The organism is Haloarchaeobius caseinilyticus, from assembly GCF_051207395.1.
GTDB lineage: Archaea > Halobacteriota > Halobacteria > Halobacteriales > Natrialbaceae > Haloarchaeobius.
Genome location: NZ_JBPJZC010000001.1, coordinates 1758345 through 1772188, shown reverse-complemented (window position 1 = coordinate 1772188; position 13844 = coordinate 1758345). Strand labels below are relative to the sequence as shown.

The window sequence follows — 13844 nt, the reverse complement described above, 5'->3', positions numbered from 1 at the left end:
AGCCTTGACAGGCCGTTCTGTCGGTCGGACGGACAGTCGCTCACTCGGGCCGGAGCTGCGACAAGACGAAGTGGTCGAGTGCGTCGCGTAGTTCGCCAGCCTCCCGACCGAACGCCTCCTGTCGGAGTGCGGATTCGTGGACCGCGAAGATGGCCGACGCGGTCCGGTAGGGGTCCACGTCGGTGAACAGTCCCGTCTCGATACCCTTGGTGATAGTGGCGACGAGCGAGTCGTACATCTCGGTCTGCAGGGCGTCGAGCCCCTCCTGAATGCGTTCGTTCGACAGCGCGTGGACGTACAGTTCGAGGTACGGTTGGAGCAGGCCGTCGGCTTCCAGCGTGTCGAGGCCGACGAGAGCTTCGAGCATCACCCGCAGCCGGAGGTCGGGGCGCTCCGGTGCGAGCATCACGAACTCGGCGAACCGGTCGCTCTCGTACTCCAGAAACGCGGCGACCAGGTCGGCGGTGTCCTCGTAGTACATATCGAGGACACCCCGCCCATACTCACAGTTGTCGGTGACCGACGTAAACGACAGTTCAGTGTACCCGTGGGCTGCCAGTGCCCCACGAGTCGCCTCCATGATGGCGGACTCGACCACTGGCTTCGGACTCCCTCCCATGCTTCTGGACTGACGCAGGTCGTAGGACGGGAAAAACGCATTGGCCAACAGTCAGCTCTGTGGGAGTTCGATAGTTGACAGGTATGTATCTATCGGCCGCTCTCAGACCGCCCCCGGCCCTTCGTTTCCGGTCCGGACCTGCTGTGCACCCTCGACTGGGAGGACGAATATCTTCCCGTCACCTTTCTCGCCGGTGTGCGCGCCGTCGGAAATCGCTTGCACGACATCGTGGGCCGGCACGTCGGCGACGACGCACTCGATTTTCACCTTCTGGTGGAGGTCGACGACGTACTCCTCGCCGCGCCACTGGCCTTTCTTCGCGGGCTGAGAGCCACGGCCGGAGACGTTCGTCACCGTCAGCGACGGTGCGCCCGCCGCCGCGAGCGACTGCTTCACGTCACCGAGTTTGTCCGGCCGGATGTACGCCATGACGAGTTTGATGCCGCCCGCGTTCGGGCGACCGCCGTCGGCGCGAATCACGTCCATGCCGCCGTCGGCGATGGTGTCGGGCTGGCCGAACTCGGGGTAGGTGTCGACGCCGTGTTCGCTCACGTCGAGGCCTTCGCGCTCGTGTTTCTCCGAGACGCGAGCCTGCCCGATGGCCTTCGCACCGCCGAAGACGACGCCGGTGGCGAACACGGTCCAGCCGAGGATGAGGCCGACGCCCGCGAACTGCGCGACGAAACTCGCCTCGGCTCCGGTGGTCGCGAACAGCGGAAACGCCAGCGCGCCGATGATACCCGGCGAGCCGTGGACTGGGAAGACCGCACACACGTCGTCGATTTTGAGGCGCTTCTCGACGAACTCGAAGACGACGGGCAGCTGTGCTCCGGCGACGAGGCCGACCACGATGGCCCCGGGCCAGACGATGGCGTCCGCGATGCCCGTGATACCGACCAGTCCGGCCAGTAGGCCGTTGGCGACGTACAGCGTGTCGACCTTGCTCGTCTTGTACAGCGAGACGAGTGCTGCACCGATTGCGCCAGACGCCATGCCGAGCGTCGTCACCAGCGCGACGCGACCGACGTAGTCGAACGACCCGAGCGCGACCGTCCCCGACTCGGCCTGACTCGGCGAAAAGACGGTCGCGGCGGTGCCGACGTTGAAGCCGTACCAGCCGAACGCGAGGATGAGCGTGCCCAGCACCGCGAACGTCAGGGAGTGTCCCGGAATGACGTTGGTGCTGCCGTCGCGGTTGTACCGGTCGATACGCGGCCCGAGGACCCACGCGGCCGTGAGGCCGGCGACGCCGCCCATTCCGTGGACGATCATACCGCCCGCGAAGTCGTGGAAGCCGAGTTCCGCGAGGATGCCGCCACCCCACGTGAAGCCGACGACGACGGGGTAGATGACCCCAGCGAGCAGGACGGTGTAGCCGACGTAGGCCCGCAGTTTCGCCCGGCCGGCGACCGCGCCGGAGACGATAGTCGCCGCGGTCATGGCGAACACCGCACCGAACAGCCAGTACACCCAGTCGACCGAGCCGCCGTTGATGTAGGCGAAGGCGTCCCCGAGGCTCGCCGAGCCGCCGCCGGTGTACGCGCCGACGAGCGTTGCGACGCCCGCACCCAAACCGAAGTACAGCATCACGCCGACGCTCCACGTGAGCATGTTCTTCGTGAGCTGGTTCGCGACGTTCTTCGAGCGTACCTGCCCGGCCTCCAACATGGCGAACCCGGCATGCATGAAGAAGATGAGGAAGGTGACGACGAGGACCCACATGAGGTTCATCCCCTCGACGAGGGTGGACACGTTGGACTGGAGTGGCGTCAACACGCGTTGCTCACCGCCTTACCTCCGACAATATTTGCTGAACGTTCGTCGACTTCGTGGCTGAATTCCGTGAAATGCACCATGCTCGTTCCGGTTAGTTTGTCACGGTATAGCACCACATAAAGGCTGGGAACACGAGTGTCCAGAATACTTTCAGTATAGCCGTATCCGTCCAGATTATAATCGGATAGGTGTTGTATAAGGTTGTACTGTCGCAACGCTGTGGACAAATGTTGCCACAGAACCGAACGCGTGTCGTGTCAGAAGAGAGGGCCATCGTCCGCAGCCGGCCGTGTCGCGCGTCGGCTGCGGGTCAGAACGCCGGCGTTCCGTCGAACGCCGCGTATGCCTGCGTACAGGGGACCGAAGTCGTGGTGGTCAGGTGGGCGGCACCTGTGCCTGCTGCGTTCCTAAACCGCTTCCACACCCTCCTTCCCGGTCCGGACCTGATAGGCGGACTCCACGGGCAGGACGAATATCTTCCCGTCACCTTTCTCGCCGGTGTGTGCGGCCTCTGCGATGGCCTCAACGACGGCTTCGGCGGGGATGTCGGCGACGACGCACTCGACTTTCACCTTCTGGTGGAGGTCGACCACGTACTCCTCGCCGCGCCACTGGCTCTTCTTCGCCGGTTGTGAGCCGCGGCCTGACACGTCCGTGACCGTCAGCGACGGCGCGCCAGCTTCTGCTAGCGCCCGTTTCACGTCGGTCAGTCGGTCAGGCCGAAGGATGGCGACGACCATCTTGATATCGCTGTCGACAGCCTCGATATCAGTCATCGGCCTCACCTCCCGACTCCGCGACGTCCGTGCCGCCGTCGGCGCGAACGCTGCTGTTTACCCCACCGTCCGTGCTCAGCGCGGCACGACTGGATTCTGGGCCGCTGTCGCCGACGAACTCGGGGTACGTCGAGATGCCGTGTTCGCCAGCGTCCAAGCCAGCGAGTTCCTCCTCTTCGGAGACACGCAGCCCGAACACTACTTCGAGCACCGCGAAGGTGACGCCAGTCGCCAGCACCGTCCACAGTGCGATGACCGCGACGCCGACGACCTGCATGACGAGCTGCGTCGCGCCCATGAAGGCCCAGCCGTCACCGAGGATGGCCGTGCCGGAGCTCGACGCGCCGAACACCGGGATGAGGACCGTCCCGACCGCACCGGCCGCACCGTGAACCGCGAAGACGCCACACACGTCGTCGATCTTCAGCGAGTCGACCGTCCAGCGGTACGCCGGCAGGACGATTGCGCCGCCGAGCGCACCGAGGATGAGGCCGCCCCACCACGTGACGTGGGGGACTGCGCCCGTGACCGCCACGAGGCCGGCCAGCAGGCCGTTCGCCATCCAGAGCGGGTCCGGCTTGCCCTGCCACGAGACCGAGACGAGCATCGCGGCGACCGCGCCAGCACCCATGCCGAGGGTGGTGACGAGCGCGACACGACCGAGTGCTGCGCCCATGAACGCGACCGAGCCGTCGTCAGCGACCGAGAGCACGGTCGCCTGCGTGCCGACGTTGAAGCCGTACCAGCCGAACGCGAGGATGAGCGTGCCGAGGACGGCCAAGAGCATCGAGTGGCCCGGGATGGGCTGACTCTCGCCGTTCTCGTCGAAGCGGCCCTTGCGCGGGCCGACCATCTTCGCCGCCACGAGGCCGGCGATGCCGCCGACCATGTGGACGACCGTCGCGCCCGCAAAGTCGAGGTAGCCGACGCCGAGCGCGTCACCGATGTAGCCCGAGCCAGCGAGCAGGCCGCCGGACCACGTCAGGCCCTGCACGACCGGGTAGATGATGCCCGTGATGACCGCCGCGAACACCACGTACGCACGAAAGTCCATGCGCTCTGCGACTGCGCCCGAGACGATGGTGGCCGCCGTCATGGCGAACACCGCACCGAAGACCCAGTTGATCCAGCCCGTCGAGCCGGGCTCGCCGATGTACGAGAACGCGCCCATCACGTCCACCGCACCGCCCGACGTGAGTGCCCCGATTATCCCGGCGACGCCCGCACCGACGAGGAAGTAGACGAGTACGCCCAGTGCCCAGTCGGTCATGTTCTTCATCAGCACGTTACCCACGTTCTTCGCCCGCACCTGTCCCGCCTCCAGCAGCGCGAAACCGGGCTGCATGAAGAAGATGAGGAACGAGACGACCAGCACCCACACGTAGTTGATGCTGTTCGCGATGGCCGCCGCGTCAGCCTGTAGCGGCAACATCACCACGCACCTCTGCTGGAACCCATACTGTTCACCGCCTCTTCCAAACAACCGTATACGTTTTCACCAATTTCGTCCATGATTGTGACTGTCTGCTACGGTCGATGGCGTTGGATGGGAACTATATAATGCTTGGTGTTGAAAAAATTCGAATATTATTGTGTTCGGTGGACATGCGTCCAGAGTACAATCGGATTGGGTCTGTTTAAGGATGTATTTTGTCCAAAAGCCGTGCGCTTGACCATCCTGTTTTGGAACGTCTGTCCACCGTCACGAACGATACTGTGTGACGTGTTTCGTGGTGTCGTGCGACAGTACATTGGCCTCTAGTCGCCGCAGTCTTGCGATTTCTGGCTGGCAAAACTTGCACGCACGACGGCCAATCGAGGTCAATCACAGTCTGTTCGCGGTCGGTCCGGCTACAACTGTTCGGCGATACGCTCGGCGAAGTAGGTCAGAATCAGGTCCGCACCGGCGCGCTTGATGGAGAGCAGCGACTCGTGGGCGACCTCGTCGAGGTCGAGCCAGCCCTTCTCCGCGGCGGCGTGGAGCATCGCGTACTCGCCGGAGACGTTGTACGCCGCGACGGGATGGTCGTAGTTCTGGCGCACGTCCGAGACGATGTCGAGGTACGGCAGCGCGGGCTTGACCATCAGTACGTCCGCGCCCTGTTCCACGTCGAGGTCCACCTCGCGCATCGCCTCGCGGCGGTTCGCCGGGTCCATCTGGTAGTGTCTACGGTTGCCGAACGATGGTGCGCCGTCGGCGGCGTCGCGGAACGGGCCGTAGAAGGCGGACTCGAACTTCGCCGCGTAGCTCATGACCGGGACGTTCGTGTGGCCGTCGTCGTCCAGCGCGTCGCGGATTGCGCCGACCATCCCGTCCATCATGCCCGACGGCGCGACCATGTCGGCTCCCGCGCGGGCGTGCGATGTCGCCACGTTCTGGATGAGGGGCAGCGTCGCGTCGTTGTCGACGGTCTGGTCGCAGTGCTCGGGCGCGCCGTCTTCGAGCATCCCGCAGTGGCCGTGGTCGGTGTACTCACAGAGGCAGACGTCCGTGATGACGTAGGCGTCCGTCTCGTCCGTGATTCGACGGGTCACCTCCTGTACGACACCGTCGGCCGCCCAGGCGCGCGAGCCACGCTCGTCTTTGGACTCGGGAATCCCGAACAGCATCACGGCCTCGACGCCAGTTTCGAGCACCTCCTCGACGCGAGCGACCGCCTCGTCGATGGGGACGCGCTCGTGGCCCGGCATCGACTCGATGGGGACGCGCTCGTCCGTCGTCGCGTCGACGAACACGGGCGCGATGAAGTCCCGCGGTGAGAGGTGTGTCTCGCTAACGAGGCCACGCACGCCGTCCCCGCGGAGACGGCGCGGTCGGTTGGTGAGGTCCATAGTCGGGCTTCGCTCGCCCGTCCCAAAGGTACGTCGCTCCCCACCGTTCTCGACCGTGTTCCGTCGCGCTCGGCCCATCCACGCCAGAAGCTGTCGTTGCCCGAACGAATCACGGAAGAACTTTGGCCGACCCGACGCTCCACAGGAGTAATGACGGCCGCCCTCTCGCTCGCCCCAGAACTCGCGTTTCTTGTGGTCTGTTCCGCCCTCGCCGTCGGTTCGACGCTCTCCGACGACGTCCGGTCCTCGACCAAGCGACTCGCCATGGACTACGGCGTGTTCGTGCTGTTCGGTGCGTTCGCCGTGCTCGGCATCTGGCTCTTTCTGACCAAGGACGAGACGTTCTTCACCACCTTGCTGGAAGAGTACTGGCTGCCCGCGCTGTTCGGCATCTTCATCCTCGAAGGCGCGATGTTGCTCTACTTCGCGCCGAGTGAGACGTTGGTGCCGGGTGCCATCGCCGTCGCCCAGAACACGAGCGTCGCGCCCGACACGATGACCGTCTACGTCATCATCTTCGGCGTCGCCATCGCCGGGGCGACGCTCGGACAGGTCATGCTGTTCCTGCTCGCACGTCGCTGGGGTCGCGAACGCCTGCTCGAACGGCCGTGGTTCCGCATCAGCGACTCACAACTCGACCGGTTCGAGTCGTGGTTCGACCGATGGGGCGTGTTCGCGGTCCCACTGAGCAACGCACTGTTGTTCACTCGCGGGATGCTGACCGTCCCGGCTGGCCTCTCCGACATGGACACGAAGACGTTCGTCGCCCTCTCCGCCGTCGGCACGTTCGTGTTCGAACTGTGGCTCGCGCTGGCGTGGTTCGGCATCCTCGAACTCGGTATCTTCTGACGCGCCTCGAAACGCCCTTTTGGCGCCTGTGAATCCGTCACACGACGCCAGAACGCCTTTTATCGTCCCCTGAGGATTCTCGACCATGCCCGGTGCCCCATTCATGCGTGGCGACCACGTCACCCTCCGAACCGTCGAAGAGGAAGATGCCGTATTCCTCCGCGACAACTCGAACGACCCTCGTATCCGTCGACCGATGACGATTACGGGACCCTCGAACCTCGAACAGACGCGTGAGCACGACTCCGACGGCGACGATTTCTCACTCCTCATCTGTGTCGAGGGCGACCAGACCGGCTACGTCGAGAGATTCGTCGACGACGAAGGGCCGGAACCGGTCGAACCGGTCGGCGTCGTCTTCTGCTGGCCGCGCGACGACACCGCAGGCGAAGTCGAAATCGCCTACTGGATTACGCCCGCCGCCCAGGGTGAGGGACTCATGACCGAGGCCGTCTCCCTCGCGCTCGACTACGCCTTCGGCCAGCGTAGAATTCACCGCGTCCGCGCGCGAACACTGGTGTCGAACGACGGTTCGCGCGCCGTGCTCGGCAAACTCGGCTTCACCGAAGAAGGGGTGATGCGCGAGGCGAAGTTCGTCGACGGCGAGCACGTCGACGTGGTCCTCCACAGCGTGCTCTCGCACGAGTGGCACGACCGGTAGGCGTCGCCCGATAGAATTCCGAGGGATTGAAATGTGGCGCGAAAGTCCTGTCTCTCGAAAACGAAATATATGCTCGGAAACCTACGTCTCAGAGGCTCGTAATCCGAGATAGCAGCTGTCGCACAACGTCTTTATACTTTATCAGCGTACTGTGGTGTATGGTATTCGAGAAACTCACACTCTTCGAGATCCGCATGGACGGTGCGAAATTCGGCGGCGAGGGCGGCGTCGAGATTCCCACCGAGGCCGACCGCGAGGCCGACGTCGAGATGGAATCGTCGGAGTCCCGTTCGGGCGCGAGCAAGGCTCTCAGGCTCCTCGCGCTGAGCGTGGGTCTCTCGCTGGCCGCGACCGCGGTCGCTCGCCGACTCGCTAGCGGCGAAGACGACGAGGCAGCCGAAATCGAGTTCGAGGGAGTAGACGAGATTCCGGCCTGAGATGGCCGTGCGGCGGCACCCTCGGCAACATCCCATCGCTATCCTGTCGGCTGGGCTGTTGGTCGGTGTCGTCGTCTTCTGCCTCGTCGTCGTGGCCGCCAGTGGGACGCGGACCACGATGCTGTTCGGCCTGCCGGCCGCGACGGTTCTCGGTGTGGGAGCCGCCGTCGCGACCGTGCTGGTCCTGAAGCGTCACCGATTCCGATGACCCGTCTGTCGTTTCTTTCGTGGCTCGATATCGCGAGCCACTGCCGTCGCAATCGCCGACACTCAGCAGTTCAAATCGTGACGGTGGTTCCGTCGAAGCGAGTCAGTTCCCAGCCCTCGAACTCCTCGACTTGGTTGGAGAGTGCTTTCCGGCCCTTGAGGACCGAGAGGGCGATTTTCTCCCCGAGCATGAGCCCTTCGACGGCGTCGACCGGGTAGTGGACGCCCGCGAAGATTCGGCCGTTCGCCACGTTGACCGCGAGTTTGTCCGCCTCGGACCGGATGGTCACCTCGGCGTCGACCGGCACCAGTTCGGTCCCATCCGCGTTCGACCGGACCGGGTTCGGGAACACGTAGCTCTCGTCGAAGTACGCTTTTAGCGCTGTGGCACAGGCTCCCGCGACCGTCGCGTGGCCCGACGGATACGCCGGGTGCATCGGTGCGCCTTCGGGGTACAACTGCGGCAGCAGGTACGTCCCGTGGCGTTCGTAGGTGTGCTGGACCGCCTCGGACTCGAGGAGCGACTCGTCGATGGGGAACTCCCGCTGTCCCGTCTTCGTGAGGTGGACGTGGCCGCCGTACGTCTCCGGTCGAAGCAGGTCGTGGACGCCCCACTTGTTGTACCAGGCTGCACTCAGTGCGATGTCGACCATGCTGTCGACGGCGTCGATGGCGTCGAAGAACCCGAAGTTGACGAACGGGACCGACGAGCCTTCACGGCTGAACGGGATGTTCCTGTCGAGGGGTGCCCCGAGGAACGGCATGGTCGGGTTGACCGGTGCTTCCCGCCCGAGCAAGAGGAGGACTGCCGAGTCGAACGCCTGATTCGGGACGTCTTCGTGGACGAACTCTGCGAGCGAGCGACCGTCGTGGACGTATCGCTCGGTCTCGTCGTACTGTGGCTCGCCGGTCGGCGCGGCACCGTCGCGGACCGAGAGCCACTCGTCGTAGTCGGTCAGGTACGACACGTCGTCGGCGATGGTTCGAATCTTCTGTTCGACCTGTAGCGCGCCCCGAGCGTACGGTTTGAGCATGAACTGCGAGACACGCGGTCCGGGCAAGTCCATCAGTTCGAACATGGTCCCGGGCCGAATCGGTTTGTCCTGCATCGGTTGCGAATAGGCGTCGAACGACGCGAGCTCCGCAGCTGCTTCGCAGAGCACCGGCGGTGGGCACTGGTCGTACTTGACGAACGGCACGTCCAACGAAAGCATCCGCCAGTAGGCGTCGACGACCTGTGCAGCCATCTCCTCGCTGTCGTACGCCGGCGGCGACGGGACGACGTGCTGCTGTGGGTCGGGCCCGACGAGTTCGAAGCCGAACGCACTCTGTGGGTCTTTCAACTGGCGGAAACCGTCGCCGAGCGGGATGGCTGGAAACGCCGCCGGGTCACCGGTCGTCATCGCCGTCCGGAGGGCCTCGTAGGCGTCCTCGTCGACGAGTCCGTCCTCGTCGTGTGGCAGTCCTTTCGTGTAACTCGAGATGTGGCGGTCGTACGGGTCGGTCTCCCAGCGCGTCTCCGGGTCGGGAAACGGTTCGTCGAGATTCAACGCTTCCCGGGCGATGCGCGTTCGAAGTTCGAAGGCTCGTTGCTGACGACGCTGGCCGGTCGTCGAGTCGCCCGAACGGTCGCTTGGCTCGGTATCACTGGCCGAGTCACCGTTTGCGAGGTGGGGCGTCCCACTCGCGGCGAGGAGGGCGAGCCCGGTCGTCGTCAGCCCGCGAAGGGTTTGTCGTCTGCCGAGCGCAGTCGACTGGGGGTTGGTATCTCGGGACACGAAGAGTACCACTGGCTGCCGTCGCTTTGTTAGCCGGCTTCGAACGTCACGAAAACAGCACAGTTACCGTGCGTTACTGTCGTCCCCAACTGGGTGGAAACAGTTTATACAGAAACCGTGTCGGACCGCTACAGGTCGGCCGTCTCTTTCTCCCCGATGGCCTCGACGACGAGTTCCGCCACGTCGACGATTTCGATGTCTTCCTCGAAGCCGCCGGTCTTCCGGCCGTCTTCGTACATCGTCATGCACATCGGGCAGGCGACGACGAACTTCTCGATGCCGGCACCGGCGTCGGTGTCTTCGAGTGCTTCGCGTAGGCGTTCTTCGCTCGGTTTCGTCTCCTCTTCGAGTTCCATCCAGAGGCCACCGCCACCGCCGCCACAGCAGAAGGAGTTGGCGCGGTTGCGCGGCATCTCGTGGAGGTCACAGCCCGTCGCCTTCACGAGTTCGCGCGGGGCCTCGTACTCGTCGTTGTACCGGCCGAGGTGACACGGGTCGTGGTAGGTGACGGTGTAGTCGAGTTCGGTCCCAGAGAGGCCGAGTTGTGGGACGAGTTCCTCGACGGCCTGCGTCCAGTGCAGCACGTCGATGTCGCCGTCCTCGTTCCAGAACCCCTCGATTTCGAAGGGCATCATCGGGTCGTCGGCGAACTCCTCGAAGTCGACCTCTGGATACTCGTTCTTGAACGTGTTGTACGAGTGCGGGTCGGTACAGATGATCTTCTCGAAGTCGCAGTCCTGGAAGGACTCGACGTGGTGGCCGGCGAGTTCGATGTAGAGGAACTCTTCACCGACGCGGCGCACGTCGTTGCCGTCGTACTTCTCGTCGTCGAACAGGATACCGAAGCTCACGTCGGCGGCGTCGAGGATGGTCGCCAGCGAGCGGGCGACCTTCTTGTTCCGCTCGTCGAAACTCGGGTAGTCGCCGACGTACCAGAGGTACTCGACTTCCTCCTCGCGGGCGTCGGCCACGTCCACGTCGACCTTCTCGGTCCAGTCACCGCGTTTGCGGTTCGGGTCACCGAACGTGTTGCCCTTCTGCATCACGTTCTGGAAGACCTCCTGCATGCTGGGCTGAATCTCGCCCATGTCGGTGAGTTGGCGGTTCATCCGCGTGAAGCTCTTCAGGTGCTCGATTTCGACCGGGCAGGCGTCCATGCAGGCCATACAGGACATGCAGGACTCCATCGTCTCGGCCTGAATCACGGAGGAACCACCGTCTGCGACGATGGTCTTCTCGTCGCCGCCCGCGTCGAGGTTCTCACGGTACTGTTTCAGGTCGAGAATCACGTCGCGCGGGTCGAGGTTGCGGCCGGACGCCTTCGCCGGGCAGACCGAGGAACAGCGACCACACTTCGTACAGGCGTCCTGGTCGAGAATCTCCTTCCACGAGAAGTGGTCGATGCTCTCGGCACCGGTCTCGGCGTCGAGCGCGGCCGGGACGGAGGGCAGGCGCTTGCCAGCCTTCTCGTCGCGGGTGACCACGTTGGCGAAACTCGAAATCATGTGGAACGGCTTCGCGTACGGAATGAGCGCGATGAAGGCGAACGCGAGCAGTGCGTGACTCCACCAGATTGCCGGGTAGATGTCGGCTGCCAGCGTCGGGCTGACGCCCATCGCCTCGATGCCCTTGCCCGTGAACCAGCCGACGAAGCTCAGTTGCTCGTAGGCCGGGAACGACTCGCTCCCGCCACCCTGTCCGAGGATGCGCAGGCCTTCGACGACGTAGCCGCCGACGCCCAGCAGGAACAGCGTCCAGACGAACAGGTCGTCTTCGGCCGAGGTGTGCTTGCCCCAGAGTCGCTGGTTGCCGACCCAGTAGCGACGGTAGATGGCCATGCCGACGCCGACGACGAACAGCAGGCCCATCGCGTCCATCACCAGCGAGTACGAGAAGTAGGCCGGTCCGGAGAGGAACGGCTCGTTTTGCAGAATCTTCTGCCAGAGGTCGATGTCCACGCCGATGATGGCCGTCCCGATGAGCAGCGTCAGGAAGCCCCACATGATGAACGTGTGCATCAACCCGCCGTACAGGTCTCGGTTGAACTGTTTCTCGTTCGATGCGACGATTTTCGTAGCTTCGACGATACGCCCGCCGAGGTCACTGGTCCGGTCGAACCAGTCCTCGGAGCCCTGCGCGTATCGCGCGAAGCGCTGGTAGACACCCCAGCTGAACGCGAGAATCGCGGCGAACGCGAAGAAGTAGAACACCACCTCCTCCACGTAGCTGATCTGCCAGAACGTCTCGCGCGTCTGGCCCGTCTGCAGCGAAACTGTCATAGTCTATCACCCGGACGAATAGGGCTTAAATCTTGTCACACGGGGTTTTCCTGCCCCGCTCCCGTCTTGCGAGAATATAGAACATGTTTCTCATTTATTCACTGCGGAAGTCGACGGGCTGGAATCGCGTGCAGGGGCGGTGATTGTGTCCCCGTCGGTATCACGATTCGGGGCGAATCCCCCACTGGGCTGACGGGCACGCGGCCCCGGACGCGTGAGCGACGAGCAGCCACACAGCAATCCTCGTCGCACACAGCAGCCCTCGCCGAGCCTGCCTCCGCAGGCTTTTAGACCGCGACTCGCCTATCTGGTTCCCACGATGGACGAGAAGACCGAGGAACTGCGGGACATCTTCGTCGACGTGGCCGGCGGCGACACGGTCACCGAGGAACAGGAGGAATCCCGCGGGTCGCTGGTCGACCAGGGTGACGTGGACGAGCGACTGGGGGGCGTCGTCGCGGCGATGCGCGAGCGGTACGACTTCCGAACCGGCCTCGCCGACGACGAACTCGTCACGCTCTTGCGCGAGTACCATCGCGGTGCGAGCGACACAGACCTCGCCGAAGTACTAGAGGTGTCCGAGCGGGTCGCCTTTCTCGCACGCCTCGACTGTCACCTCGTCCGTGAATCCGACTTCGCCGACGAGGTAGACCGCCGCGAATTCAGAGAACGGCGAGACGAGGGCGACGACGACGCGGCGCTCGCAGCCCACTTCGAGACGGACGAGGAGACGGTTCGGCGCTACCGCGAAGCACTCGAAGCCAGAGAGACGGCCCGCGCGGCCAACGACCGCTACCGCGACGAGTTCGCCGCGATTCTGGCCGACGCCGACCTGTCCGGACGGTTGGCGACGGACGTGCACGACACCGGTCTGAAGGACGCGACGGAGGACATCGAGCCGGATTCTGACGTGCGGATGTAGCCGGGTTGTTTCTCAGAGTTCAAGTACTATCCCGCGGCCAACCCCGCCGTGTTCGCCTTTAGCGACCTTCGCCTCGCCACCTACTGCCCGCGAAAGCTCTACTACGCCAGACAGGACGACCGCTCGGTTCCCGACGAGGTCAAAGACGTCCGTGACCTCGCCTTCCAGTACGACGACTTGCTCGGAGCAGACGACGCCACGCTCCACTCGCGCCCTATCGAACTTCCACCTGCTGAGTACCGCGACGCCTTGCGACGAACTCGGGAAACCTGCCCTCGCTTCGACGACCTCACGTCACCAGCCGACCGCGACGTACTCCTCACGGGCAAGGAGTGTCGCGGCATCGTGCACAAAATCCTCGGCGGCCCGCCGGAACCGTCGCTCGTCTCGGCTGGCGGTCCACCGGAAAACGGCGTCTGGGAACAGCACACAGTCTGGGCCGTCGCCGCGGCGAAGGCCCTCGCGTGGGAACGCCAGACCGCGGTGGAGCGTGCGTTCGTGGAGTACCCGGCCTACGGCGTCGTCCGCGAGGTGCCGATAACTGGCCGGCGAAAAGCCGCCTTCCGGCGGGCGGTGCGCGCCGTCGCGGCCATCGACGGGCCACCGGCGCGACTCACGAACCGGTCGAAGTGCGAAGCCTGCGACTACGCGAGTGAATGCGGCGTGAAGACGCGGACGCTGCGGTCACTGCTCGGGTTCTCGTAGCTG

13 protein-coding genes are annotated in these 13844 nt (G+C 64.3%); 6 read left to right on the top strand and 7 right to left on the bottom strand.

Annotated elements, in window-relative coordinates:
• Positions 1 to 40: 40 nt before the first annotated feature.
• The 5 genes from ACSC1P_RS09280 to hemB all read right to left on the bottom strand — a co-directional run bounded on the left by ACSC1P_RS09280 (position 41) and on the right by hemB (position 6003).
• The gene (locus ACSC1P_RS09280; RefSeq protein ID WP_435359862.1) at positions 41 to 619 is read right to left on the bottom strand and encodes a TetR/AcrR family transcriptional regulator; all 579 of its coding nucleotides are present in this window, start codon (positions 617 to 619) and stop codon (positions 41 to 43) included.
• Between the two features lie 102 nt (positions 620 to 721).
• The gene (locus tag ACSC1P_RS09275) at positions 722 to 2350 is read right to left on the bottom strand and encodes an ammonium transporter (RefSeq protein ID WP_435360270.1); all 1629 of its coding nucleotides are present in this window, start codon (positions 2348 to 2350) and stop codon (positions 722 to 724) included.
• Between the two features lie 452 nt (positions 2351 to 2802).
• Positions 2803 to 3171, bottom strand: coding sequence for a nitrogen regulatory protein GlnK1 (gene glnK1, locus ACSC1P_RS09270; RefSeq protein WP_435359861.1), 369 nt, complete (start codon positions 3169 to 3171; stop codon positions 2803 to 2805).
• Entirely contained in the window at positions 3164 to 4603 is a 1440-nt protein-coding gene (locus tag ACSC1P_RS09265; RefSeq protein WP_435359860.1) for an ammonium transporter, read from the bottom strand. Before ACSC1P_RS09265 ends, glnK1 begins: the two co-directional genes overlap by 8 nt.
• Positions 4604 to 5022: 419 nt before the next feature.
• Positions 5023 to 6003: a porphobilinogen synthase gene (gene hemB, locus ACSC1P_RS09260; RefSeq protein WP_435359859.1), complete on the bottom strand. Its 981-nt coding sequence runs from the start codon at positions 6001 to 6003 to the stop codon at positions 5023 to 5025.
• 264 nt (positions 6004 to 6267) lie between these two features.
• On the opposite strand from hemB, the gene ACSC1P_RS09255 reads away from it, so the two are divergent.
• The 4 genes from ACSC1P_RS09255 (at position 6268) to ACSC1P_RS09240 (ending at position 8158) form a co-directional block, all read left to right on the top strand.
• Positions 6268 to 6852, top strand: coding sequence for a DedA family protein (locus ACSC1P_RS09255; RefSeq protein WP_435360269.1), 585 nt, complete (start codon positions 6268 to 6270; stop codon positions 6850 to 6852).
• An 85-nt stretch (positions 6853 to 6937) separates the two neighbouring features.
• Positions 6938 to 7513: a GNAT family N-acetyltransferase gene (locus ACSC1P_RS09250; protein ID WP_435359858.1), complete on the top strand. Its 576-nt coding sequence runs from the start codon at positions 6938 to 6940 to the stop codon at positions 7511 to 7513.
• A 158-nt stretch (positions 7514 to 7671) separates the two neighbouring features.
• The gene (locus tag ACSC1P_RS09245; RefSeq protein WP_435359857.1) at positions 7672 to 7950 is read left to right on the top strand and encodes a hypothetical protein; all 279 of its coding nucleotides are present in this window, start codon (positions 7672 to 7674) and stop codon (positions 7948 to 7950) included.
• Position 7951: 1 nt separating this feature from the next.
• On the top strand, positions 7952 to 8158 hold the full coding sequence (locus ACSC1P_RS09240; RefSeq protein WP_435359856.1) for a hypothetical protein: 207 nt from the start codon (positions 7952 to 7954) through the stop codon (positions 8156 to 8158).
• Between the two features lie 70 nt (positions 8159 to 8228).
• Here the strand turns inward: ACSC1P_RS09240 and ACSC1P_RS09235 are convergent, their stop codons facing one another.
• On the bottom strand, positions 8229 to 9935 hold the full coding sequence (locus ACSC1P_RS09235; protein WP_435359855.1) for a vanadium-dependent haloperoxidase: 1707 nt from the start codon (positions 9933 to 9935) through the stop codon (positions 8229 to 8231).
• 128 nt (positions 9936 to 10063) lie between these two features.
• On the bottom strand, positions 10064 to 12214 hold the full coding sequence (locus tag ACSC1P_RS09230; RefSeq protein WP_435359854.1) for a heterodisulfide reductase-related iron-sulfur binding cluster: 2151 nt from the start codon (positions 12212 to 12214) through the stop codon (positions 10064 to 10066).
• A 319-nt stretch (positions 12215 to 12533) separates the two neighbouring features.
• On the opposite strand from ACSC1P_RS09230, the gene ACSC1P_RS09225 reads away from it, so the two are divergent.
• Positions 12534 to 13136 carry a conditioned medium-induced protein 4 gene (locus tag ACSC1P_RS09225; RefSeq protein ID WP_435359853.1) on the top strand — a complete coding sequence of 201 codons (603 nt, stop codon included), beginning with the start codon at positions 12534 to 12536 and terminating at the stop codon, positions 13134 to 13136.
• Positions 13137 to 13184: 48 nt separating this feature from the next.
• On the top strand, positions 13185 to 13841 hold the full coding sequence (locus ACSC1P_RS09220; protein WP_435359852.1) for a CRISPR-associated protein Cas4: 657 nt from the start codon (positions 13185 to 13187) through the stop codon (positions 13839 to 13841).
• Positions 13842 to 13844: the final 3 nt, after the last annotated feature.